17 protein-coding genes and 1 pseudogene are annotated in these 25190 nt (G+C 73.2%); 11 read left to right on the forward strand and 7 right to left on the reverse strand.

The features are described from left to right. Positions 1-4 precede the first annotated feature (4 nt). The 5 genes from ACFZAU_RS04730 to ACFZAU_RS04750 form a co-directional block, all read right to left on the reverse strand. Positions 5-1705: a PQQ-dependent dehydrogenase, methanol/ethanol family gene (locus ACFZAU_RS04730; protein ID WP_500551077.1), complete on the reverse strand. Its 1701-nt coding sequence runs from the start codon at positions 1703-1705 to the stop codon at positions 5-7. 23 nt (positions 1706-1728) lie between these two features. Next, entirely contained in the window at positions 1729-2190 is a 462-nt protein-coding gene (locus tag ACFZAU_RS04735) for an MSMEG_3727 family PQQ-associated protein (RefSeq protein WP_499601191.1), read from the reverse strand. Between the two features lie 206 nt (positions 2191-2396). Then, positions 2397-4676 (reverse strand): catalase/peroxidase HPI, encoded by a 2280-nt coding sequence (gene katG, locus ACFZAU_RS04740; protein ID WP_500551078.1) that lies wholly within the window; start codon positions 4674-4676, stop codon positions 2397-2399. Positions 4677-4709: 33 nt separating this feature from the next. Continuing rightward, the gene (locus ACFZAU_RS04745) at positions 4710-6104 is read right to left on the reverse strand and encodes a DNA-binding protein (protein WP_500551079.1); all 1395 of its coding nucleotides are present in this window, start codon (positions 6102-6104) and stop codon (positions 4710-4712) included. 211 nt (positions 6105-6315) lie between these two features. Further along, a complete protein-coding gene (locus ACFZAU_RS04750; protein ID WP_500551080.1) occupies positions 6316-6936 on the reverse strand; it encodes a TetR/AcrR family transcriptional regulator in 621 nt (206 codons plus the stop codon). A 212-nt stretch (positions 6937-7148) separates the two neighbouring features. On the opposite strand from ACFZAU_RS04750, the gene ACFZAU_RS04755 reads away from it, so the two are divergent. From ACFZAU_RS04755 to ACFZAU_RS04775, 5 genes are all read left to right on the forward strand, one after another. Next, on the forward strand, positions 7149-8189 hold the full coding sequence (locus ACFZAU_RS04755; protein ID WP_500551081.1) for an aldo/keto reductase: 1041 nt from the start codon (positions 7149-7151) through the stop codon (positions 8187-8189). A gap of 312 nt (positions 8190-8501) precedes the next feature. Beyond that, positions 8502-9236 (forward strand): hypothetical protein, encoded by a 735-nt coding sequence (locus ACFZAU_RS04760; RefSeq protein ID WP_500551082.1) that lies wholly within the window; start codon positions 8502-8504, stop codon positions 9234-9236. A gap of 148 nt (positions 9237-9384) precedes the next feature. Next, entirely contained in the window at positions 9385-9801 is a 417-nt protein-coding gene (locus ACFZAU_RS04765) for a hypothetical protein (protein WP_500551083.1), read from the forward strand. A gap of 116 nt (positions 9802-9917) precedes the next feature. Further along, the gene (locus ACFZAU_RS04770; protein WP_500551084.1) at positions 9918-10604 is read left to right on the forward strand and encodes a TetR/AcrR family transcriptional regulator; all 687 of its coding nucleotides are present in this window, start codon (positions 9918-9920) and stop codon (positions 10602-10604) included. A 152-nt stretch (positions 10605-10756) separates the two neighbouring features. After that, on the forward strand, positions 10757-11746 hold the full coding sequence (locus ACFZAU_RS04775) for an NAD(P)-dependent alcohol dehydrogenase (protein WP_500551085.1): 990 nt from the start codon (positions 10757-10759) through the stop codon (positions 11744-11746). A gap of 134 nt (positions 11747-11880) precedes the next feature. On the opposite strand, the gene ACFZAU_RS04780 is transcribed toward ACFZAU_RS04775, so the two are convergent. Both ACFZAU_RS04780 and ACFZAU_RS04785 read right to left on the reverse strand, forming a co-directional pair. Further along, entirely contained in the window at positions 11881-12309 is a 429-nt protein-coding gene (locus ACFZAU_RS04780; protein WP_500551086.1) for a VOC family protein, read from the reverse strand. 205 nt (positions 12310-12514) lie between these two features. Then, positions 12515-13276, reverse strand: coding sequence for an alpha/beta fold hydrolase (locus ACFZAU_RS04785; protein WP_500551087.1), 762 nt, complete (start codon positions 13274-13276; stop codon positions 12515-12517). A gap of 411 nt (positions 13277-13687) precedes the next feature. Between ACFZAU_RS04785 and ACFZAU_RS04790 the strand changes: the two genes are divergently transcribed. The 6 genes and pseudogenes from ACFZAU_RS04790 to ACFZAU_RS04815 all read left to right on the forward strand — a co-directional run. Beyond that, positions 13688-14905 carry a serine hydrolase domain-containing protein gene (locus tag ACFZAU_RS04790; RefSeq protein WP_500551088.1) on the forward strand — a complete coding sequence of 406 codons (1218 nt, stop codon included), beginning with the start codon at positions 13688-13690 and terminating at the stop codon, positions 14903-14905. A 264-nt stretch (positions 14906-15169) separates the two neighbouring features. Next, positions 15170-15934 carry a thioesterase II family protein gene (locus tag ACFZAU_RS04795; RefSeq protein WP_500551089.1) on the forward strand — a complete coding sequence of 255 codons (765 nt, stop codon included), beginning with the start codon at positions 15170-15172 and terminating at the stop codon, positions 15932-15934. A gap of 209 nt (positions 15935-16143) precedes the next feature. Next, entirely contained in the window at positions 16144-18960 is a 2817-nt protein-coding gene (locus ACFZAU_RS04800) for a helix-turn-helix transcriptional regulator (RefSeq protein WP_500551090.1), read from the forward strand. A 29-nt stretch (positions 18961-18989) separates the two neighbouring features. Beyond that, positions 18990-19490: a PH domain-containing protein gene (locus ACFZAU_RS04805; RefSeq protein ID WP_500551091.1), complete on the forward strand. Its 501-nt coding sequence runs from the start codon at positions 18990-18992 to the stop codon at positions 19488-19490. After that, entirely contained in the window at positions 19487-21106 is a 1620-nt protein-coding gene (locus tag ACFZAU_RS04810; RefSeq protein ID WP_500551092.1) for a PH domain-containing protein, read from the forward strand. The genes ACFZAU_RS04805 and ACFZAU_RS04810 overlap by 4 nt, the downstream gene beginning before the upstream one ends. 347 nt (positions 21107-21453) lie before the next feature. Further along, a pseudogene (locus ACFZAU_RS04815) lies at positions 21454-25190 on the forward strand (type I polyketide synthase); the annotation flags it as partial.

Here is a 25190-nt window from a genome sequence, read left to right on the forward strand (position 1 = left end):
TCGGCTACGACCATTCCGGGAGGGCGAAGGTGATCAGGGCGCTGCCGTGCCCCGCGCCGAGCATGCCGGGGAGGAACCCCTCGGCCCACCCGCCCCAGCCGACCGGTACGGCGACGTACTGCCTGTCGTCGACCATGTAGGTGGTCGGGCTGCTGTGGTGGCCGCTCCCGCACTGGAACTGCCACAGCGCCTGCCCGGTACGGGCGTCGAGCGCGTTGAACTCCCCGGAGGGCTCTCCGGCGAACACCAGGTCCCCGCCGGTGGCCAGCACCGAGGCGCACATCGGCAGTTCGTTGCGCCAGCGCCACTTCTCCTCGCCGTCGGCGTCGAACGCGCTGACGGATCCCGCCATGTCCTCGATGTCCACCTGAACGCCCGCGCCCCAGTACGGGATGCTCTCCTTGAACTCGCGCCGCCGCCGGGTGGCTGTGGCGCCCGTGTCCTGGACGGGGACGTAGAAGAGGCCGGACTTCGGGCTGTAGGCCGCGTGGGTCCATTCCTTGGCGCCGGCCGGACCCGGGTAGAAGTGGACGGGCTCTCCCTCCTTGTCCGGGTACAGCTTGGCCGTGACCCGGCCGTCCCTCGTGATGGCGCCCCACGTGATGCGGTCCACGAAGGGGGTGATCCCGACCCGTGCCCCGTTCGTGCGGTCCAGGACGAAGAAGTAGCCGTTCTTGTCGAAGTGCCCGAGCAGTTTGCGGCCGTCCCGCTCGAACAGGATGCACTCGGCGATGCTGTCGTAGTCCCACACGTCGTGCGGGGTGCACTGGTAGTGCCAGCGCAACCGGCCGCTGTCGACGTCGACGGCGATGACGCAGTCGGTGAAGAGGTTGTCGCCCTCGCGGACACCTCCGTCGAAGTCGGGTGCCGGATTGCCGGTGCCGACGTACAGCAGGTTGGTCTCCGGGTCGAACGTGCCGGTCACCCAGCAGTTCGCCCCGCCACGCGCCCAGGCCTCGCCGTCGGCGGGCCAGGTCTGCGAACCCGGTTCCCCGGGCTTGGGCACCGTGTAGCAGCGCCACTGGTGCTCGCCGGTGCCGAGGTCGAACGCGTCGAGGTGACCGCGTACGCCGAACTCGCCGCCGGAACTGCCGACGACGACCATGTTCTTGACGACCAGCGGGGCGAGCGTGGCGCTCTCCCCGGCCCGGACGTCACCGTAGGTCCGGTCCCAGACCCGTTTTCCGGTGGTGGCGTCGAGTGCGAGCAGACGGGCGTTCGGCGTGACGGTGAAGACCTTCCCCTGCGCCACGGCGACCCCGCGGTTCACGTTCCCGCAGCACAGGGACACGTCGAAGGGGACGGCGTGCTTGTAGCGCCAGATCTCCACACCGGTCTTCGCGTCGAGCGCCCAGACCCAGCCGTCCCAGCCGGACAGGAACATGACCCCGTCGACGACGATGGGGGCGGCCTCGAACGAGTAGGTCGACGCGCCAGCGATCAGACCGGTCGTGCCGGCCTGGAAGACCCATGCGGGGACGACGCGCTTCACGCTGTCGGTGTTGATCTGGTCCAGCGGGCTGTAGCGCTGCCCGTCGTAGGCGCCGTAGTAGGTGAGCCAGTTGTGCGGCTCCTGGCGCGCGTTGAGCAGACGTTCGTAGTCGACCCCGGCCACCACGGGCGGTGCGACGTCGCCGCCCGCCACCTTGCCGCTCAGCTTGCCCTGGTCGACGGCCTCACCCGCGTCCACGTAGTCGACGGTCATCGGCCTCTCCCTCCTGCTTCTGCCTACGGCCGCGGTTGCTCGGGGCGGTCGAGGCGGGCCTCCGGCGGAGCTTCCCCCATGACGACGATGGCCCCGGTCAGCCCCCGGCCCTCGTCGTTGCCGGTGGGCGAGCCGAACCAGTAGTAACCCGGTCCGTCGAGGTTGAGCGTCGCCCGGCCGCGCGAGTGGTTCACCAGCCAGATGAACTTCCGGTCGCCGTTGCTCGGCAGGAGCGCGCAGTGCGTGTTCTGGTCGTCGTTGAGGAGCTCGAGCTCGATATCGCCTCCATGGGGCATGACCAGGATGGAGGGGTCCCAGGCCAGCTCGTCCGGGTGGATCCGGATGGTGGCCTGCATGGTGCCGTCGGCTTTCTCGACGGCGTACCCGATGCTCCCGGTCCCCAGCACCTGACCCAGCGCCGCCTTGTTCTGTTCGGCCAACCCGATCTTGTCCAGCAGGTCGGATCGCTCCTGCATGGTCGTCATCGGGGCGTCACTCCCCTCATGCCGAATCCCGCTCCGCCGTCCGTCCGGATCGTCCTCGCACCTCGTGTGCCGAATGCCCCGCACCGGACCGGAGCGGACGGGAAAGCGGTCGATCTGCCCCCGAAAATCACGCTACGCCGCACGGATCACAGCGACAAGGGAGGTCCGCCCGGGCGGGACGGCTCCTGCCGTTCGTCCGCGACGGGCTACCGTTCGTCCCCGGTGCGGCACCGCTCGGAGCGCCGGGGGAGGTCGTACCGGTCCAGGTTCATGACCTTGTCCCACGCGGCGACGAAGTCCGCCGCGAACTTCTCCCGCGCGTCGTCACTCGCGTAGACCTCGGCGACGGCACGCAGTTCGCAGTTCGAGCCGAAGACGAGGTCGACGCGGCTGCCGGTCCACCTGACCTCGCCGGTGGCCCGGTCGCGCCCCACGAAGGTGTCACCGGCCGCGGACGCCGGCTCCCATGCGGTGCCCGGGTCGAGCAGGTTGACGAAGAAGTCGTTGCTGAGCACCCCGGGCCGCGAGGTGAACACGCCCAGCGGCGACTGCCGGTGGTTGGCACCCAGTACCCGCAGGCCGCCCACCAGGACGGTCATCTCGGGCACGCTCAGGTCCAGCAGGTTCGCCCGGTCGACCAGCAGGTGCTCCGGCGGCAGCCGGCCGCCCTTGCCCCCGTGGTAGTTGCGGAACCCGTCCGCGACCGGTTCGAGGGCCGCGAAGGACTCCGTGTCGGTCCACTCCTGCGTGGCGTCCGTCCGTCCCGGCGCGAAGGGGACCCGTACGTCGTGGCCGGCCGCCGCGGCGGCCCGCTCGACGGCGGCGGCCCCGCCGAGCACGATCAGGTCGGCCAGCGAGATCCTCGTGCCCCCGGCCCCGGACGCGTCGAAGGACTCCTTGATCCCCTGCAGGGTGCGCAGCACCCGCGCCAGCGTGCCGGGGTCGTTGACCTCCCACCCGCGCTGCGGGTCGAGGCGGACGCGCGCGCCGTTCGCCCCGCCGCGCCGGTCGCTGACGCGGAACGTCGACGCCGACGCCCACGCGGTCGAGACGAGCTGGGGGACCGACAAACCGCTCGAGAGGATCCGCTCCTTGAGCGCGGCGACGTCCGCCGGCCCGACGAGTTCGTGGTCCACGGCGGGGACGGGATCCTGCCAGAGCAGCGTCTCCCGCGGGACCAGCGGACCGAGGTAGCGCCGGACCGGGCCCATGTCGAGGTGCGTCAGCTTGAACCAGGCCCGGGCGAACGCGTCCGCGAGCAGCTCCGGGTCCGCCAGGAAGCGCCGTGAGATCGGCCCGTAGACCGGGTCCAGCCGCAGCGCCAGGTCCGTCGTGAGCATGGTCGGGGCGTGCGACGCCGACGGGTCGTGGGCGTCCGGTACGGTGCCGGCGCCGCCGCCGTCGGCCGGGATCCACTGCCACAGGCCCGCGGGGCTCAGCTCCAGGTCCCACTCGTAGCGGAACAGGGTCTCGAAGAAGCCGTTGTCCCACGTCGTGGGGGTGGGGGTCCACGTGCCGTCGAGCCCGCTGGAGATGGTGTCCGCGCCCTTCCCGGTGCCGTAGCCGCACTTCCAGCCCAGGCCCTGCTGTTCGAGGGGAGCGCCCTCGGGCTCCGGGCCGAGGTGGGTGCCCGGGTCGGCCGGGCCGTGGGTCTTGCCGAAGGTGTGGCCGCCCGCGATCAACGCGACGGTCTCCTCGTCGTTCATCCCCATGCGCCGGAAGGTCTCGCGGATGTCCCGGGCCGAGGTGAGCGGGTCCGGGACCGTGTTCGGCCCCTCGGGGTTGACGTAGATGAGGCCCATCTGGTCGGCGGCGAGCGGCTCCTGCAGCTCCCGGACGCCGCCATGGCGTTCGTCACCGAGCCAGTCGCGCTCGGGACCCCAGTGGACGTCCTCGCCGGGCTCCCAGACGTCGGCCCGGCCGCCCGCGAAGCCGAAGGTCCTCAGACCCATCGTCTCCAGGGCGCGGTTGCCCGCGAAGACCATCAGGTCGGCCCAGGAGACCTTGCGGCCGTACTTCTTCTTCACCGGCCACAGCAGCCGGCGTGCCTTGTCGAGGTTGCGGTTGTCCGGCCAGCTGTTCAGCGGCGCGAAACGCTGCATGCCCGCGCCGGCCCCGCCGCGGCCGTCGTGGACGCGGTACGTGCCGGCGCAGTGCCACACCATCCGGATCACCAGCGGCCCGTAGTGGCCGAAGTCGGCCGGCCACCACTCCTGGGACGTGGTCAGCACCTCGTCGACGTCGCGCGCCAGGGCGTCGAGGTCGAGCGTGCGGAACTCCGCGGCGTAGTCGAAGTCCTCGCCCATCGGGTCGGCGTCGGCGGGGTGCTTGCGCAGGATGCCGAGGTCGAGCCGGTTCGGCCACCAGTCGCGGTTGCGCGCGCCGCCGGCCGGGCGGCCGTGGTGCCCGGCGGGGACGGAGAGGCCGAGCCCACCCGCCTCGCCGGCGTTCGTCCCGCCGGTGGCGGCGTCCGGATTCTGGGACACGGGGATCTCCTTCCGTATCGGAGGCGTCGGGGTTCAGAGGTTCAGCGCGCGCCGGACGGCCGGCGCGTTCCGCCGGGAGACCGGCACCATCTCGTGCGCACGGTCGTCCATGACCAGGGACAGCTCGCCCTTGAGCCCGCGCTCGACCTCACGGACGCGGCTGAGGTTGACCACGTACCGGCGGTGCACCCGCAGGAAGCCGACGTCCGCGAGGTCGCTGTCGAGCCGGTCCAGGCTGAGGGACGCGGCCCGCAGCCGGCCCTGGTCGGTCGAGAGCCACACGTCGTTCCCGTGCGATTCGGCGACGGAGACCTCCGGCAGCCGCAGCAGCACCATCCGGTTCCCGCGCAGCGCGACCAGCCGGCGCGGCGGCACCCGGGGGTGCCCGGAGCCCTCCGCCCGGGGGAGCCGCGCTCCGTCGGCGACCCCGAACAGGACCAGGTTCCCGATCAGGTGGCCGCAGGAGAAGACGGGCCGGAAGCTGATCGACGTCGGCTCCTCGGCGAGGTGGGCGAAGATCTGCGTCGAGCCGACCCAGCCGGGGTCGTGGACGGCCTGCCTGCCCGCGTACCGGGCGGCCGCGAGGAATTCCGGCAGGCCGGGGTTCCACCGCAGGGTGGGGTCGATCGCCGGGGTGCACGCGGGGACGCCCAGGAGCACGCTCGCCGTGTCGTCGGCGATCACCACCTTGCCCGCGGTGTCCACGGCGGCGAGCGCCGCCCCCGTCGTGGCCCTGGCCCGGGTGTACGCCGCGACCAGCTCCGCACCGCTGTCCCGGGCCCGCGTCTTCAGCGGGTACCGGGTCATGGTGACGGCGCTCGACAGCCAGGTCTCGACGCCCGCGGGAAGTCCGCCGCGCCAGCATGAGACGCCGAGGACCGCGATCGGCTCCCTGGTCACCACGTCACGCACCGCGATGCCCGCGCACACCCAGTCGTGCAGGGCCCGGCACCAGTGCTCCGCGCCCCGGATGGGCACCGGCCCGTGCGCCTCGAGCGCCGTCCCCGTGGCGTTCGTGCCGACCGCGCACTCGGACCAGCAGAACCAGGGCGCCAGGTTGCGTTCGCCGGCCCGGGCGAGCGTGGTGCGGTCACCCCACGCGGCGAGGATCCGGCCGCCGGCGTCGGCGACGGTGACGATGCCGCCGACGTCGCCCACCTCGTGCGCCACGGCGGCGGCGCGGAAGCCCAGCTCGGCGAGGACGACGTCGTCCTCGGGCGCGCGTTCCCGCTCCGCGGCGGCCACCGGGGCCTTCGTGAGGTGGGGGTCGACCCGGTACCGCTCCCGGCAGCGGTGCCAGGAGATCGCCACCAGCGGCCGGACGCCGGGGACATGGTCCTCGCCCTGGACGAACCGTTCCCACGCGGCGAGCACGGGGCCGCTGCCGAGGTTCGCCGAGGTGGGGTCCAGCCGATGTGTGTCCCTCATGGTTCAGAACCGCCTCCGGTCCCTCCCCGATGCCCGACGGCGCGGGCACCATCCGTGCCGGCCGCCGCTCGTGGCGGCCCGCCACGGACCGGTCGCCGCGTCGCCGATCCTCTCGCCGTCCACCTCCCACCTTAGTACCGCCGGGCTGCCGGGCAGACGCCTGCAGGGCCGCGTCCGCGGGGCGGGGCGGCGGCCGAGGCCGGGAGCGACGTTACGCGTCGGGACGGCGGTAGACGCCGTGCCACCAGGTCTGCGCCAGCTCGCGGGCGAACGCGGGGTCGCTCGCGGCGTCGGCGGTGGTGACCTGGTCGGTCAGGGCGCGTTCGCCCCCGATGACGATGATCCGCGTGGCGCCGACCGAGTCGAGGCCGGCGGGGGTGCGGCCGGCCGCCTGCTCGGCGCGGAGGATCGTGACCGTCCAGTCGGTGAACTGGTGGAGCTCGGCCGTGAAGTGGTCGCGCACGGCGCTGTCGTACGTCGCGACCTCCGCGAGCGCCCGCCGGACGGCGGCGTGCCGGCGGTAGACCTGGATCACGTCGAGGAAGACCGCCTCGAGGCCCTCGACGCCGGCCGACGGCTGCCAGGCCGAGGTGACGTCGAACGAGGAGGCCATGAGCTGGTTCGCCAGCCGCAGCAGCAGGTCGACCTTGTCGCGGAAGTGGCTGTAGAAGGTCGAGCGGGCGACACCGGCCTCGGTGCAGATCCGCTGCACGCCCAGTTCCGTGAAATTGGCGCCCCCCGCCAGCAGGCGCTGCGTCGCGGCCAGGACCTCCGCCTCGGCAGAGGTGGGGCGGCCGACCTTCGCGGTGCGCCGGCGGGTGATCGAGGGCATGTCCGGATCCTGGGGTCGTGGCGGTGGGTCGGTCGGCGGCCGGTCGTGGGCCGGTCGTCGCGAAGGGCCGTGGGCTCGGCGGCGGACGTCAGATTACACGCTGTCCGGACATCGTGTAGCGTAATTTCCGGACGCTATGTCCGGACGTGTCGGCCGGAAAGCTGGGGGCCCCGCCGCCACGGGCAAGCACGTGTGCGCATGAGGAGTGACTGGTGAAATATCGACTGCTGGGACGCACCGGGGTCTGGGTCTCCGAGATATCCCTGGGCGCGATGACCTTCGGCGGCAAGGACCACCCCGTTTACGGCACCCATGGGGCGCTGGGACAGCAGGAGGCCGACCGGGTGGTCGGCGCCGCGCTGGACGCCGGGATCAATTTCATGGACACCGCGGACGTCTACGCCGACGGCGAGAGCGAGGAACTGCTCGGCCGGGCGCTCGGCCGCCGCCGGCGGGACGTGGTGCTGGCCACCAAACTGCTCGCCCCGGTCGGGCCTGGACCCAATGACCAGGGGCTGTCGCGGCTGCACGTGATGCGCGCCCTGGAGGACAGCCTGCGCCGGCTGGGGACCGACCACATCGACCTCTACCAGATCCACAACCACGATCACCTGACGCCGCTGGAGGAGACGCTGAGCGCCCTCGACGACGCCGTGCGCCAGGGCAAGGTCCGCTACATCGGCTGCTCCAACCTCGCCGCCTGGCAGATCAGCAAGGCGCTCGGCATCTCCGCACTGCACCACCAGGCGGCGTTCGTCGCCAACCAGACGCACTACTCCCTGGTGGCGCGTGACGCCGAGCACGAACTGGTGCCCCAGGCCGAGGACTCGGGCGTGGCCCTGACGGTGTGGCAGCCGCTGGCCGGCGGGTTCCTCACCGGCAAGTTCGACCGCGGCGGGGTCGCCACGGAGCCGGACTCCCGCCGCGCCCGCAACGGCTACGACTTCGTGCCGTTCGACGCGGAACGGGGCTTCGCGGTGCTCGACGTCGTCCGGCTCGTCGCGGCGCGGCACGGGGTGAGCCCGGCGCAGGTCTCGCTGGCCTGGCTGCTCGCGCAGCGCGCCGTCACCAGCGTCATCGTCGGCGTCCGCACGCCGGCGCAGCTCGCGGACAACGTCGCCGCCGGCGCCTTGACCCTGACCGAGCGGGACCTCGCCGAACTCGACGAGGTCAGCCGGCCCCCGGCGGCCTATCCGAACTGGATCCAGCAAGGCTTCGCACCGGTACGGATCCCGGCCGGCAACCTGGCCTGACGGGCCTGCCGCTCGGGCACCGGCCGCGCCGACCGGCGTGAGGTGCCCGAGCGGGAAGGCCCGTGGGGCGGCGTCCACGGCCGTCTCCGGCGCCCGTGCGTGGACGCGGCGCCGCGCACGGCCGGTTCCCCGTCCGTCACCGGACGCCCTGCCCCGGAAGGCCGTCAGGCGATAGGGTCCGGGCGTGCGTTGATCCTCCGGGCGGCCGCCTCGCGCGGCCGCGGACGGTGCCGGGAGCTCCCATGACGGGGGCGCCCCGGCAGGAGTGCCCGTCGTCGCCGTCACCCCACCGGAGAGCCGGAGAGCCGCACCATGAGCGTTCAGCAGCCCCTCACCTACGAGTCGTTCGTCGAACTTGCCGCCGCCGATCCAGCCGTGGTCGGGCTCGTCCTGAAAGGCTCGCGAGCCCACGACGGCATGGCCACCCGGCACTCCGACCACGACCTGTACGTGGTCGTCGCCGATGACGCCACCACCGGCCTCACCCGGTTCGCGGGGCACCGCACCACCGAACTCGACGTCGTCGTCCTCCGGCTCACGGAGTTCCGCGCGGCCGGGATGCCCGGTTTCGAACGCTACGCCCTCGCCCGGGCGCGGGTCGTGCTCGACCGTCTCGACGGAGGCATCGCCCGGGCCCTCGCCGACAAGGCCCGGCTGGGTGCCGACGAGGCGTTCCGGGTCTCCGCCGGCCGGCTCGACGCCTACGCCAACTCCCTCTATCGCTCCGTCAAGAACCACCGCGACGGGCAGGCCCTCGCCGCCCGGCTCGACGCCGCCGACAGCATGGCGTTCCTGCTCGAGCTGCTCTTCGCCCTCGAGCGCCGCCCCCGCCCGTACAACAGGTACCTGGAGTGGGAGCTCGCCCAGTACCCGCTGCCGGGCTGGGACACCGGCGTGCTGCTCGACGCCGTGGACCGCGTCTCGGCGACCGGTGACGTGTCCGCGCAGCGGCGGCTGTTCGCCCGTGTCGAGGCGGTCGCCCGAGCGGCCGGACACGGCGAGGTGCTGGACGCGCGGGGCGAGGACCTCGGCCTGATGCGGCCGTGACGCCTCGGCCGCTGCGCGGCCCGGGCGGCCAAGGACCCCGTGCCGCCTTCGGTGCTGCGCCCACAACTGTCCTGCGACGTCGACTCCGTCGTGCTGCGGGCGCTGGCCAAACAGCCCGAGCGGCGATTCCTGGGCATGGGCGCCCTGCGTGACGCGCTGGGGAGCCTGCACAGCGACGGTCGCCCCTGCGGCGGGTGCCTACGGGGCCGCGCCCCCGGTCACCGCGCCGACGCCGGACCGTCTGACGTTCGGCTCCCTGTGGCGGGGCGAACGGCTCGCCCCGTTGGTGGCGACGCTGCTGGCGCTGCCCGTGGTGATCTCCACGTGGAACTCCTACGCGTACGCCGGCTCGACCACGGCGGCGCTCGCCGCCGCGTGGCTGACCGCGCTGGCGCTGACCTGTGTGCGTCCCGGTCTGGCCGGAGCCTTCGCCGCGGTGGCGCCGGCCACCTTGCTGCTGGTGCGTGACGACATGCCCGGCACCGAGATCCTGGCGCTGCCGGCGGCCGCCGCCTGCACCGCCCTGGCCGCCGTGCGGCACCCGCGCCGCCGCGGCGAGGGCTGACCGCCCGCGCAACCGCCCCGGATGTGGGGGAGGATGGGGCGGGCCCGCGGGTGCGCCGCCGGTGCCGCCGACGGGCCCGGTCGAGCAGTCGGAAGAGAGGGACGGTGGAGATCGCCATGCAGTCCGGTACCGCGGCGCGGCCCCGCAAGCCGCTCAGCAGGGAGCGGATCCTGGGCACCGCGGTGGCCCTGGCCGACGACGGCGGGGTCGCCGCGTTGAGCATGCGGAAGATCGCGGCGGCACTCGGTGTGGTGCCGATGGCGCTGTACAAGCACGTGGCGAACAAGGACGAGTTGCTGGACGGCATGATCGACGCCCTGGTCGGTGAGATCGACCCGCCCTCCGGCGAGTCGGACTGGCAGCAGGTCGTGCGGCGGCGCGTGCTGTCGGCGCGCCGGATGCTGTTGCGCCACCCGTGGGCGCCGGGCGTGATCGAGGCCCGGATGAAGGCGCGTTCGGCCCCGACCCCGGCGGTGCTGGGCTACCTGGACTCGATGATCGGGATCTTCAGGGCCGGGGGGTTCACGGTGGACCTGGTCCACCACGCGATGCACATCATGGGCAGCCGTGTGCTGGGCTTCTCCCAGGAGTTGTTCGAGGACACTCCCGGCGGCGAACCGGACCCGGACGCCCTGCCGCCCGAGGAGATGGCGGCGCGCTACCCGCACGTCACCGAGCTGGCCATGGCGGTCGCCCACGACCCGGATTCCGTCGTCGGCGGCGGCTGCGACGACCAGCTGGAGTTCGAGTTCGCCCTCGACCTGATGCTGGACGGCCTGGAGCGGCTCCGGCTCGCCGCCTGACCCGGCCGCACGAACTCGCCGGCCCGCCGCTCGGGCGCGCGCCGGCCTCGCGAAACGACGTTCCGCCACCAGCTCCCTGCCCGTGCCCCTTGACGGGTGTACGCCGTACACCTACGGTGCGTGGCAAGGGAGTTCGGACATTGGGGGGCTCGATGCGAGCGATCGTCCAGAAGAGGTTCGGCCCGCCGGAGGTCCTGCGGCTGCAGGACGTCGACCGGCCCGAGGCGGGTGCCGGTGAGGTGCTGGTGCGGGTGCGCGCGGCGGCGCTCAACCCGTACGACTGGCACATGATGCGCGGCGACCCGTATGTGGCGCGGCTGATGGGCGGCATGGGGCTGACCCGCCCGAAGACGGAGGTGGCGGGCATCGACGCGGCCGGTCACGTGGAGGCGGTCGGCCCCGGGGTGCGGGGTGTCGGGCCCGGTGACGCGGTGCTGGGCTTCTGCCCTGGTGCCCTCGCCGAGTACGCGCGCACCACCGCCGACCTGCTGGTCCGCAAGCCCGAGGGGCTGACGTTCGAGCAGGCCGCCGCGGTGCCGATGGGGGCGGTGACCGCGCTGCGCGGCATCCGGACCGTCGGCGAGGCGAAGGCCGGGCACCGCGTTCTGGTCAACGGGGCCGCGGGCGGCGTGGGCAGCTTCGCGGTGCAGATCGCCTCGGCCCTGGACGCGGAGGTCACCGCGGTGTGCAGCCCGGGGAACGCGGAACTGGTGCGTTCGCTGGGCGCCGCCCACGTCGTCGACTACACCCGTGAGGACTTCACGCGCTCCGGCGCGCGCTACGACCTCATCCTGGACAACGTCGGCAACCACCCGCCCGGCCGGCTGCGCCGGGCGCTCACCCCGGCGGGCATCCTGGTGGCCAACGGCGGCGGATCGCCCGGCCGCGTGGTCGGGGCGGTCGGTTCGACGCTGCGCGTGGTCGCGGCCAACGCGTTCGTCCGGCAGCAGCTGCGCGTGATCCTCCCGGCGGCCCCCGCCGGACCGACGCACGAGGACCTCCTGGCCGTCACCGCGCTCATCGAGGCGGGCCGCCTCACCCCCGTCGTCGACCGGACCCATCCGCTGGAGGACACCGCCGAGGGCATGCGCCACGTGGAGCGGGGCCACGCCCGCGGCAAGACCGTGATCACCGTCGGCTGAACGGCCGGTCCGCCGAACCGCCGGTTCTCCGTGCGCGGTCGACGCCGAAGGACCGGGGGGCCGGGCTCCTGGAGCCCGGCCCCGGGGCCGGGTCGGAGTCGGGGCCGAAGGAACGCTCCGGCGTCCGCCGTCGCCTACGGGCGGGCGTAGGGGCGGGTCATGACCTCCAGGTTGTGGCCGTCCGGGTCGGCGAAGTACGCGCCGCGGCCGCCGAAGAGGCGGTTGATCCGGCCGGGCTCGGTGTGACCGGGGTCGGCGTAGTGAGTGACGCCCACCGCCCGCAGCCTGGCGATGACCGCGTCGAACTGCTCCTCGGTCACCAGGAACGCGTAGTGCTGCGACTGGACCGGCTCGTCGCGCTTCTCGTAGTAGTCGAGCGTGACGCCGTTGCCGAGCTCCACCGGGAGGAACGGCCCGAAGGGGGCGCCGACCTCCAGGCCCAGGACCACGGCGAGGAACTCGGCCGACAGCCGCCGGTCCCGGGCGTAGACGGCGGTGTGGTTCAGCTGGGCGGGGGCCGGTGGCGGCTCGGACGGGTGGGCGCCGCGCTGGTCGTTCTGCATCGGTGGCATCGTTCTCCGGGTCTCGGGTGCGCTGGGAGAGGCGCCGTGTGGAGGCGCCGCGAGGAGACTCGGAAGGGGAGGCGGGGCTCTTGCCCGCCCCGTGCTCACGCCGGGGCCGGGGACCCTGTTCGTGCATGGCTCGCGGCCGACCCGGCAGTCACCTGGGAGAATCTAGTGGCTGCCGGGCCGCCGGGCAACGGCGGGGTCAGCGGGCGGCGTTCGCGGCCGCCTGCTCGATGAGGCGGGCGACCGCCTCGGGCCGGGAGACGGAGACCGCGTGGGAGGCGTCGACCTCCACGGTGTGGGCTCCGGCGCGCTCGGACATGAACCGCTGCGCGGCCGGCGGGATGTTGCGGTCGGCGGTGGCGACGAGGCTCCAGGAGGGGATCGTCCGCCACGCGGCGGCCGTGGCCGGCTCCTCCAGCGCCGCGGCGGCGACGGGGCGCTGGGTGGCGGCCATCAGGTCGGTCACGGCGTGGGGCACGTCGGCGGCGAACTGGTCGTGGAACGCCTCGGCCCTGATGGAGAGGTCGGTGCCGGTGCCGCCGTCGGCCAGGGGGAAGGACCGCGCGTCGAGGGCCGGGCCGAGGGTGCTCCCGGGGTACTTGTTCGACAGCTCCAGGGCGCTCTCGCCCTTCTCAGGGATGAAGGCGGCGATGTACACCAGGGCCTTGACGTCGGCGTTCCCGGCGGCCGCCGCGCTGATCACGGCGCCGCCGTATGAGTGCCCCGCGAGGACGACGGGGCCTTCCACGCCCTCCACCACGCTCGCGACGTACGCGGCGTCAGTGGCGAGGCTCCGCAGCGGGTTGGCGGCCGCGACGACCGGATAGCCGGCTTCCCGCAGGTGCGCGACGACACCGTTCCAGCTGGAGGAGTCCGCGAAGGCGCCGTGCACCAGGACGACCGTGGGCTTGTGCGGGGCGGGACGGGTGGCGGTCGTGTCGTTGGCGGTCGTGTCGTTCATGGCGGTCGTTCTCCTCGGGCGTGGTGGGTCGTGTCCTTCGCCGGTGCGCCGTTGTGGCGCCTGCCGACACCGAGAAACCTAGCGCGACAGTGCCTCGCATGCAAGTTAATTGTGGGCAACCAAAAGCGGTCGGACAGCATCCGGTACGGAAGACGTGAGCCGGCGAGCGGTGGGGCGGCGAGCGGTGGGGCGGCCGGCCCCCGGCCGAATGCGTCAGTGCCCTGGTTTCACGGTGCCTTGGCGATGGCCGGATGTAGTGGTGCCGCCCCTGCGGCCGGCGCATCGGGAGCTACCGTCGCTGTCACAGAACCGGTGCGGGGCCGGTCAGTTGACGTGGAGCCGTGAGCGCTGCGGGCGTTCGGCCCGCGTGACTCCGTCCCGCGCTCCTTGACCGACGACAGAGAGAACCGGATGCGCTTCACCATTGCGAGCATCACGCTCGCGAGCACCGCAGTGATCACCACCCTGGCCGCCTCGCCGGCCGTCGCCGCGACTCCGTCGCCGGCCGCCCCGGACATCGCCGGTGTCCTGGCCGTCCAGAAGCAGGCGATGGCGAACGGCGCCCCGGGCGCGCTGACCCGTATCGACTCGGGAGCCGTCAGCTACCGCATCGCCTCCGGGCAGGCGGACACCGTCGCCCGTACCGCGATGGACGCGGACCGGCGCTTCCGGGTCGGCAGCGTCAGCAAGAGCTTCACCACCGTGGTGCTGATGCAACTGGTCGCCGAGGGCCGCATCGACCTCGACGCCCCGGCGAACGCCTACCTGGCCCGGCCGCTGCCCGACGACCGCATCACCGTGCGGCACCTGCTCAGCCACCGCAGCGGCCTGTGGGACTACACCAACGACATGTTCTACTACACCGTCCCGGGCTTCGAATCGGTACGGAACAAGGTCTTCACCTACCAGGAGCTCATCGACCTCTCCACGGCCCACGAGCCGACCAACGAGCCCGGAGCGGCCTACAGCTACTCCAACACCAACTTCGTGGTGCTCGGCGCGCTGATCGAGGACGTCACCGGTGTCCCGATGGCGACCCACTACCAGCAGCGGATCTTCACTCCCCTCAAGCTGAGGAACACCTCCTACGTCCACCCGGACACCGCCATCTCCGGCTCCCACGCCCACGGCTACCTGCGCCCGGACGACACCACCCTGCCGCTGGTGGACTCCACCGAGCAGACCGTCTCCTGGGCCCAGTCCGCCGGCGCGGTGATCTCCAACGCCGCCGACCTCAACCGGTTCTTCTCCGCCCTGGTCTCCGGCAGGCTCGTGCCCGCGGCGCAGCTGCAGCAGATGATGACCATGGTCCCGGTCAACGCCGACGGCACCCAGTCCTACGGGCTCGGCCTGCGCGCCAGGAAGCTGTCCTGCGGCGTGACCGTCTACGGCCACACCGGCACCGTACAGGGCTTCTACACGTACGCGTTCACCACGGCCGACGGCAAGCGCAGCATGACGTCCATGGCCAACACCTCCAACAACGGCACCGTCAACACCGTCCTCGGCGGCACCCTCGAAGCCGCGTTCTGCGGCACCACCGCCGCCAAGGCCGCCACGCTCAAGTCCACCGAGGGCGAGACCTTCACCGAGGACATCGCCCCGCAGGTCGTCCGCCACAACCGGTAGTCCCCGCACTCCGGTTCCCCGGACCGCCGCCGCGCACCGGCACACCCCCGGGCTGGTGCGCGGCGGCGCCGCGACCGGGACGTAGGGGCTTGGCCGGCGGACGTCCCACCAGGGGTGTTTCGCTGCCCGTAGGGGTGCCGATTAGGGGTACTCCCCGCTTCTGCCGCTCTGCTAGACATGGCGCTGTGAAGGAAACGTGTTCATGCCCATGAGGGCATCGGGCACGCGATCCCATCCCGACGTTGAGTGGAAAGTCTCATTCAGGTGGCAGAAAACTTGGTCTCCAGCCGCTGGATCCGTCGCTACCACCCGTCGGAGGGGGCCCGGGTACGCCTGGTCTGCCTGCCGCACGCCGGTGGCTCGGCCTCGTTCTACTTCCCCATGTCGCAGGCGCTCGCCCCCGACCTGGACGTCCTGTCGGTGCAGTACCCCGGGCGGCAGGACCGCAGGGACGAACCGGGCATCACCGACATGGCCGTCTACGCCGACGCGCTCACCAGGGAACTCCTGCCGTGGACCGACCGCCCGCTGGCCTTCTTCGGGCACAGCATGGGCGCCGTCCTGGCCTTCGAGGTGACACGGCGGCTGGAGCGCGACCACGGTGTGAGCCCGCTGCGGATCTTCGCCTCCGGGCGCCGCGCACCGTCGAGCCACCGGCACGAGACCGTCCACCTGCGCGACGACGACGGCGTCGTGGCGGAGATGCGTGAACTCAGCGGAACCGACGCGCGGATCCTCGGCGACGAGGAGATCCTCCGCATGGTGCTGCCCGCCATCCGCAGCGACTACACCGCCGTGGAGAACTACCGCGCGACACCCGAGGACGGCGTGCGCGCGCCCGTCACGGTGCTCACCGGCGAAACGGATCCGAGGACCAGCCGTGAAGAGGCCGAGGCCTGGGCGCGGCACACGACCGGCGAGTTCGAAATTCACTGTTTCGCCGGGGGTCACTTCTTCTTGGCGAACCATCAGGAACACATCATGAAGCTCGTCTCCGAGGCACTGACCTCGGCTGCCCGGACCCACTGACCAGGGACTTCGGGCACAACGGGGGCGGAACCCGCCGGACATCGACGTCACGGCGGTCAACCGCATGGGGGCAGGGCCGGCACAACGGCCCGGCAGTCTGCACGAGCCCTGCGGTGCACAGGTGACAAGACGGCACGGCCCCGGCCCACCGGCACGGCCCGCTGTCGTCACGTCCTCCGTAGACGTGTGGTACCAGGAGGGGAAACTCCGTGTCGGCAAGGCTGTTCGAGCGCGAGAAGCAATTGGGCACCCTGAACGAACTCCTCGGCAGCGCGATGCGCGGCCGGGGGCGGGTCGCAGTGATCAATGGGGCCGTCGCGAGCGGGAAGACCAGCCTCCTGGAGCAATTCACCGACGAGGCCGTCTCCGCCGGCGCGCTCGTCCTCGAAGCCTCGGGATCCCGCTCCGAGCGCTACCTGCCCTTCGGCATCCTGCGCAGGATCCTCGACAGCGCCGGACAGCTGTCGCCCGAGGTCCATGCGTACGCCACCGAACTGCTGGACACGGCCGCCGAGGAGACGGCGCAGACCGCCGACGGCACCGAGGTCGGCATGCGCGTCATGCCACACCTGTCGACCGCCCTGCTGCGGCTCGCCGGGAACCGGACCGTCGTCATCGCCGTCGACGACGTCCACCACGGCGACGAGCTCTCCCTGCACTTCCTGCTCTGCCTCGCCCGCCGCGTGCGCCAGGCCCGCGTGCTGATCGTGCTCACCGAGGCCGTACGGCTGCGACCGGCGCAACTCGCCTTCCACGCCGAGCTGCAGCGCCAGCCCAACTGCACCGGCATCCGGCTGCGGCTGCTCACCCCCGAGGGCACCGCGGGCGTCCTCGGCGACCACCTGCCCGAGGCGGCGGTACGCCGGCTCTCGGCCGGCATCCACCAGACCACCGGCGGCAACCCGCTGCTGCTGGAAGCACTGCTGGAGGACGGCCCCACGGCCGGCCCCGGCGACACCTTCCGGCAGGCCGTCCTCGACTGCCTGCACCGCGGCGACCCCGAGATGCTGACCGTCGCGCGCGGCGTCTCCGTCCTCGGCGACGGCTGCTCCGCCGTACAGCTCAGCCACATCGTCGACCTGCACGTGAAGCCCACCGAGCAGGCACTGCAGGACCTCGAGCGCTGCGGCGTGCTCCACAAGGGCGACTTCCGCAGCCCCGCCGCCCGCGAAGCCGTCCTGGACGCGGCGCCGCCCGCCGCGCTGTCCGCGCTCCACCTGCGGGCCGCCAAGCTGCTCCACCACGAGGGCGCCGCCTGCCTCGACGTGGCCCGCCACCTCGTGGCCGCCCGCCGGCACGTCGAGGAGTGGGCGATCCCCGTCCTCCAGGAGGCCGCCGAGTACGCCCTCATCGACGACCAGGACCAACTCGCCCTGCACTGCTGGGAACTGGCCGTCGCCTCGTGCCCCGAGGGCCCGCGGCGCGCCGCTCTCAAGTCCCGGCTGGTGAGCCTGGTGTGGCGCAGCAGCCCCGCCGCCGCCGAGAGCCACCTGCGGCAGCTCTGCCGCGAACTGGCTGCGGGCCGGCTCTCCGACCCCGACGTGATCCAGGCCGTGTCGGCGCTGGTGTGGATGGGACAGATCGAGGGCACGGGCGACGCACTGCGGCACCACCTGGCCGCAGCCGAACCGGCGTACGGACCGGCCACCCTCGCCACCGCCCGGACCTGGCTGACGACGATCAGCCCGCCGCTCGCCGCCCTCCTCCCGGACGCCGCCCCGTCCGCCGGCCCGCCGCCCGGCGCCGCGAACGCTCCCGTCGCGGCCGGACCGGCCACGGCCGGCTACGACGCGGCGGACTGCGCCTACGTCCAGGCCGCCGGGACCGTCCTGACGGCCCTGCGCGAACGGCGGGCCGACGCCGCCATCGCCGAGGCCACCGAGGTCCTGCAGCGCTACCACCTGGGCGACCGCACCGTACAGCCCCTCGTCGTCGCCCTGCTGACCCTGGTCTACGCGGGCCGCCTCGACCTCGCGCTCGCGTGGTGCGAACGGCTCCTCGGCGAGTGCTCCGCGCGCAACGCCCCCACCTGGGACGCCGCCCTCGGCGTCGTCCGCGCCGAGATCGCCCTGCGCCGGGGCGACCTGCCCGGCGCGGCGGCCCAGGCCCGCCAGGCACTCTCCCGGATCTGCACCCAGAGCTGGGGCGTCGGCATCGCCCTGCCGCTGTCCATCCTGATCGAGGCCGAGGTCCAGATGGGCAACCACGAGGAGGCGATGAGCCTGCTCGAACAGCCCGTCCCCGAGGCCATGTTCTCCACCTTCCTCGGGCTCCACTACCTCAGGGCGCGGGGCCGCTGCCACCTGGCGACCGGCCGCTACCACGGCGCGCTGCGCGACTTCCTCACGTGCGGCGAACTGATGGAGGCCTGGGACATGGACGCCGTGGAACTCGTCCCCTGGCGCCTGGACGCCGCCGAGGCCTGGCTGGCCCTCGGCAACACCGGACGCGCCCGCGAGTACGCGGAACAGCAGAGCCGGCGCGACACCGGAATCGAGGGCAGCCGCTCCCGCGGCGCGCTGCTGCTCATGCTGGCCCGCACCGGAGGCGACCTCAAGTACCGGCTGGGGCGCCTCACCGAGGCCGTCGAGCTGCTGGAAAACGGCGAGGACCGCCTGCAGTTCGCCGTGGCACTGGGCGAACTGGGCCGCGGGTACCGCGCGCTGGGCGACTTCAACCGCGCCCGGATCCTCGTCCGCAAGGCCTGGCACGTCGCCAAGTCCTGCGGCGCCGAGCCGCTGTGCCGGCAGTTCATGCCCGGCGGCCAGCCGGGCGCCGAGCCCGCCGAGGGCGCCGGCCGCGAGGCCGAACTCCCCAAGGAGGCCGAGGTCCTGTCGGAGGCTGAGGCGCGCGTGGCGCTGCTGGCCTCACGCGGGCACACCAACCGGGAGATCGCGACCAAGCTCTACGTCACCGTGTCAACGGTCGAGCAGCACCTGACCCGCATCTACCGCAAACTGCACGTGAAGCGGCGCCGGGACCTGCCGGCCCGGCTGTCCGACCTGAGCCTGACCGGCGTCGCCTGAGCCGGCGGCCGGTCGTGGAGGAGGCGGCAGTGGAACGCACGCACGACGTCGGGCTCCGGCCCCCGCGCCACCGTGTCGACCGGCGTGCGCCGGCCTGGTGGACGCTGCAGGCGGCGGTGTTCGCGCTGCCGCTGCCCCTGGTGTTCGGCCTGCTGTACCTGTTCATCCCGCCCGCGCGGTTCGTCTTCGGCTGGCTGTGCCTGGCCTTCCTGGTGCCCGGCGTCGCCTACATGGCCGTCATGCCCGCCTGGCGCTACCGGGCCCACCGCTGGGAGGTCACCGACCAGGCCGTCTACGCCGCCTCCGGCTGGCTCTGGCAGACCTGGCGCGTCGTGCCGCTCTCCCGTGTCCAGACCGTGGAGACCCTGCGCGGCCCCCTCCAACAGCTCTTCGGACTGTCCGGGGTGACCGTCACCACCGCCTCCTCCTCCGGCGCCGTGCGGATCAAGGGCATCGACCAGCGGACCGCCCGGGACCTCGTCGAACACCTCACGACGGCCACCCAGGCCACACCGGGAGACGCCACATGAGCGGGGGCCGGGCGGGCGCGGCCGGGGCCGAGGACACCGGCTGGCGCCGGCTCAGCCCCCGTCTGCTGCTGGTCAACCTCGGCATGCTCACCGGTCCGCTCGCCCTGTTCGCCCTGACGCTGCTCCTGACCGGTCCCGATCTGCAGGCGCTGATCTCCCTCGGCTCCCTGCTGACCACCTTCCTGGTGATCACCTGGATCGGCACGATGCGGCTGCTCACCACCCGCTTCCGGATCGCGGACGGCCGCGTCGAACTGCGCTCCGGGCTGCTCTTCCGGAGCGACCGCTCGCTCCCCGCTGACCGGATCCGCAGCGTCGACGTCCACGCCAAGCCGCTGCACCGCCTGTTCGGCCTCGTCTCCCTGCGCATCGGCACCGGCGGACAGGGCTCGCCCGCCGCCCGCGAACTGCGGCTCGGAGGCATCACCCGCGGCCACGCGGACGAGATCCGCCGGCTCCTGCTGGACCGGGACGGCCGGGCCGGCGCCGGAACCCGGACCCCGGGGCCGGACGGGGACGGCCCGGGGCCCGGTCCCGTCGCCGAGCTGGACTGGGCGTGGCTCCGTTACGCGCCGTTGAGCCTGTGGGGGCTGGGCGCCGTCCTCATCGGGGTCGGCACGGTCGCGCGGGTCCTGGGCGAGATGAAGATCAACCCCCTGGACCTCGCCGTCGTCGTGGACCTCAGGGACCGCTTCGGCTCCGTCCCCTGGTGGTTCGGCGTCCTCACGACCGTCGTCGCCCTCCTCGTCGTCGGCGCCGCGCTCTCCACCGCCGCCTTCGTGGAGGGCTGGACCGGCTACCGGCTGGAGAGGGAGGGGGACGACGCCTACCGGGTCCGCCGCGGTCTGCTCGTCCACCGGTCCGTCACCATGGAACGCCGCCGCCTGCGCGGCGTCGAACTCGCCGAGCCCATGCCGCTGCGCTGGGCCGGCGCCGCCCGCCTCGACGCCGTCGCGGGCGGCCTCGGCAGCAGCGAGGAGAACCGCAGCCGGCGCTCGCTCACCCCCGCCGTGCCCCGGCGGGAGGCTCTGCGGGTCGCCGCCGACGTCCTCGCGGAAGAGCTGTCCCCGACGGAGACGGCGGACCTGCGGCCGCACCCACCGGTCGCCCTGCGCCGCCGGATCAACCGCGGCCTGTTGGCCCTCGCGCCCCTCGTCGCCGGCCTGCTGGGACTCGGACCGTTGCTCGGAGCCGTCCCCGTGCACGCGGCCTGGATCACCGCGCTCGTCGGCGTACCGGTCGTCCTCGCGCTGGCCCACGACGCCTACCGCGCCCTGGGCCACGCCCTGCGCGACCGCTACCTCGTCGTCCGCGCGGGCACCTTCACCCGCCGCACCGCCGCGGTCCACCACGAGGGCGTCATCGGCTGGAAGATCACCCGCACCGCATTCCAGCGCCGCAAGGGACTGCTGACCCTTGGCGCCGTCGTCGCCGCGGGCGACGGCTGCTACAAGGTCCGCGACGTCGCGGTCGCCGACGGGCTCGCCCTCGCGGAGGAGGTGACGCCCGGGCTGCTCGGCCCGTTCGTCGAACGAGCGGCACGGAACGCGCCGGCGGAGGGGGCGGGCCACGGCACGCGGAACGCACCCGGGGGACGGAAGGACGCCCGTCCGTAACCGGAAACGCCGCCGGGGACCGTCACTTCGCGGGCCCGATTCCGCGTACCGCCGGAAAGGCCGTCCGGGAATTCTCGCCGTTCTTTCCGTTCTTTCTTGCAATTGCCTCCGCACTCCGCGCATCCTGGTGCAGTCGCACGTCAGACCGCTTGAGTCCGGGATCCCCGACTAGGGGCCCGTAGGGGATTGTTAGGGGTTTCTCCCCCTTCCCGCGCATGCGAGAGTGACCCCTGGTCTTGGGTTCTTGTCCGGGGGTAATGGAGCGTGCGATGCTGAATCAGTCCGGCGATTTCCCGACCGAGATCGACGCCGCTCCCGAATCCGCGCCCGACCCCCTCCCGTGGCCTGAGCGGCTGGCCCCCCTGACCGAGACCGAGCAGCACGCCACCCTGCTCGCATGGGTCGCCTCACTGGTCTCCGCCGCCCTCCGCGACTCCGCCCCCGCCGTGCTCGACCCCCGGCGGCCCTTCCTGGAACTCGGCTTCGACTCCCTGGCCGCCGTCGACCTGCACGCCCGCCTCACCGCCGGAACCGGCCTGCGGCTCCCCGTCACCCTCGCCTTCGACCACCCCACCCCCGACGCCCTGACCCGGCACCTGCGCGCCGCGCTCCTCGGCCTGGACGACACCGCCGGCACGCCCGTCACCGCCGCCGTCAGCAGCGACGAACCCATCGCCATCGTCGGCATCGGCTGCCGTTTCCCCGGCGGGGTGCAGAGCCCCGAAGCCCTCTGGGACCTCGTCGCCGCCGGCACGGACGCCGTCACCGAATTCCCCACCGACCGCGGCTGGGACCTCGAATCGCTCTACGACCCCGACCCCGGGCGGGCCGGAACGAGTTACACCCGCGAAGGCGGATTCCTCCATGACGCCGGCCAATTCGACGCCGGCTTCTTCGGCATATCCCCGCGCGAAGCACTCGCCATGGACCCGCAGCAGCGTTTGCTGCTGGAGACGTCCTGGGAGGCCTTCGACCGGGCGGGCGTCGACCCCGCCGGACTGCGCGGCGGCCAGGTCGGCGTATTCGTCGGCGCGGAAACCCAGGAATACGGCCCCCGGCTCCAGGACGCCACCGACGGATTCGAGGGGTACCTCGTCACCGGCAACGCGGCCAGCGTCGCATCCGGCCGCATCGCCTACACCTTCGGGTTCGAGGGCCCGACGGTCACCGTCGACACCGCCTGCTCGTCCTCCCTCGCCGCCCTCCACCTCGCCGTCCAGGCATTGCGCACCGGGGAGTGCTCCCTCGCCCTGGCGGGCGGCGTCGCCGTCATGGCGAGCCCCGGCTCCTTCATCGCCTTCAGCCGCCAGCGCGGCCTCGCCCCCGACGGCCGGTGCAAGCCGTTCGCGGCCGCCGCCGACGGCACGGGGTGGGGCGAGGGCGCCGGCATGCTGCTGGTGGAACGCCTCTCCGACGCCCGGCGCAACGGGCACCCGGTGCTCGCCGTGGTGCGCGGTTCCGCCATCAACCAGGACGGCGCCAGCAACGGCCTGACGGCCCCGAGCGGCCCCTCGCAGCAGCGCGTCATCCGTCAGGCACTCGCCAACGCCGGCCTGTCGAGCGCGGACGTGGACGTGGTCGAGGCCCACGGCACGGGCACGACGCTCGGCGACCCCATCGAGGCCCAGGCACTGCTCGCCACCTACGGCCGGGGCCGGGCCGAGGGCAGCCCCCTGTGGCTCGGATCCCTGAAGTCGAACATCGGCCACACGCAGGCGGCGGCCGGTGTCGCCGGCATCATCAAGATGGTCATGGCGATGCGGCACGGCGTTCTGCCGCGGACCCTCCACGTCGACGAGCCCACGCCGCACGTCGACTGGGCCGCCGGAGACGTCTCCCTGCTGACCGAGCCCGTCGACTGGCCCCGGGGCGAACGGCCGCGCCGCGCCGGCGTGTCCTCGTTCGGCATGAGCGGCACCAACGCGCACGCCATCATCGAGGAACCCACGGCCGAGGACGCGCGAGCCGCCACCGGCACCGCCACCGGCCTCGACGGCACGGCATCGGCCGCCGCCCCCCTCGGCCACGACGAAGGAGACGGCGACGAAGGAGACGGCGACAGCCGGCCGCTGCTGCCCTGGGCCCTGTCCGCGAAGACCCCGGAAGCCCTGCGCGCCCAGGCCCTTCGGCTCGCCGACCACGTCACCGCCGACCCCGGCCTCACCCCGGCCGACATCGGCCACTCCCTCGCCACCACCCGCGGCGTCTTCGAACACCGCGCCGTGGCGCTGGGCACCGACCGCGAGACGCTCCTGCAGGCGCTGAACGCCCTCGCCCACGGCACCGGGACCCCCGCCACCGTCCACGACGAGCCCGCCACCGGCCGGCTCGCGTTCCTGTTCACCGGGCAGGGAAGCCAGCGCCTGGGCATGGGCCGTCAGCTGTACGACACTCACCCCGAGTTCGCCGACGCCCTCGACGACGTGTGCTGGTACCTCGAGGACCAGCTCGAACGACCGCTGCTCGACGTACTGTTCGCCGAAGAGGGCACACCCGGGGCCGCGCTCCTCCACGAGACCGCCTACACCCAGCCCGCGCTGTTCGCGGTGGAAGTGGCGCTGTACCGGCTGCTGGAGAGCTGGGGCCTGCGGCCGGACGTGGTGTCCGGCCACTCGGTCGGCGAGATCGCCGCGGCGCACGTGGCGGGCGTGTTCTCGCTGGAGGACGCGTGCGCCCTGGTCGCCGCACGCGGCCGGCTGATGCAGGCGCTGCCGGGCGGCGGCGTCATGATCGCCGTCCAGGCCGCGGAGGACGAGGTCCTGCCGCTGCTCGACGGACGCGTGAGCGTCGCCGCCGTCAACGGCCCGGAGTCGGTGGTCATCGCCGGCGACGAGGACGTCGCGAAGGACGTCGCCGCCCACTTCACGGCACGGGGACGCAAGACCAGGCGGCTCGTCGTCAGCCACGCGTTCCACTCGCCCCACATGGACGGCATGCTGGACGAGTTCCGCCGAGTGGCGCAGGTGATCGAGTACGGCACCCCGACGCTCCCGCTGGTCTCCCTCCTCACCGGACGCGCCGCCACCCCGGACGAACTGGCCGACCCCGAGCACTGGGTGCGGCACGTCCGCGAGGCCGTCCGCTTCCTCGACGGCGTCCGCACCCTCGAAGGCCGCGGCGTCACCACGTACCTCGAACTCGGCCCCGACGCCGTGCTCACCGCGATGGCGCAGGAGTGCGTCGACCTCGAGGGCACCGCCTTCGCCGCGGCCCTGCGCTCCGGCCGCGCCGAGGACGTCACCCTGCTCACCGCCGTCGCCCGCGCCCACGTACGCGGCGCGGCCGTCGACTGGAGCCGCCTCTTCGGCGGCACCGGCGCACGGCGCGTGGACCTGCCGACCTACGCCTTCCAGCGCTCGCGCTACTGGATGGACGCGGGCCCCGGCACCGCCGCCCACGTGGCGCACGGCCCGGACACCGTCGACACCGCCTTCTGGGACGCGGTCGAGCAGGAGGACGTGGCCGGACTCGCGACGGCACTCGGACTCGACCTCGACGGCGACCGGCCGCTCAGCGAACTGATTCCCGCCCTGTCGGCGTGGCGCCGACGGCGGCGTACGGAGTCCGAGGCGGACGGCCGGCGGTACCGGGTCGTGTGGCAGCCGCTCGCCGAGGCTTCCGGCGCGCGCCCGTCGGGCGAGTGGCTGGTGGTCGCGCCGGCCGGGAGTGACGTTGCCGGGCCGTTGGTGGGTGCGCTGGTGGGGCGGGGCGCGGAGGTGCGCCGGGTCGAGGTCGAGCCGGGGACGGATCGTGCGGCGTTGGCGAGGCTGGTCGGCGGTGCGTACGCCGGTGTCGTCTCGCTGCTCGGGCTCGTCGACACGGTGGCGTTGGTGCAGGCGTTGGGCGATGCCGGTGTGGGTGCCCGGTTGTGGTGTCTCACGCGGGGTGCGGTGTCGGTCGGCCGGTCGGACCGGCTGGTGTCGCCGGTGCAGGCGCAGGTGTGGGGTCTGGGCCGGGTGGCTGCGCTGGAGGTTCCGGAGCGCTGGGGCGGTCTGGTCGACCTGCCGGAGGTGCTGGACGAGCGTGCGCTGTCACGTGTGGTCGGGGTGCTGGCTGGTTTCGGTGAGGACCAGGTGGCGGTGCG

Source organism: Streptomyces sp. NPDC008238 (assembly GCF_042956445.1).
Taxonomy (GTDB): Bacteria; Actinomycetota; Actinomycetes; order Streptomycetales; family Streptomycetaceae; genus Actinacidiphila.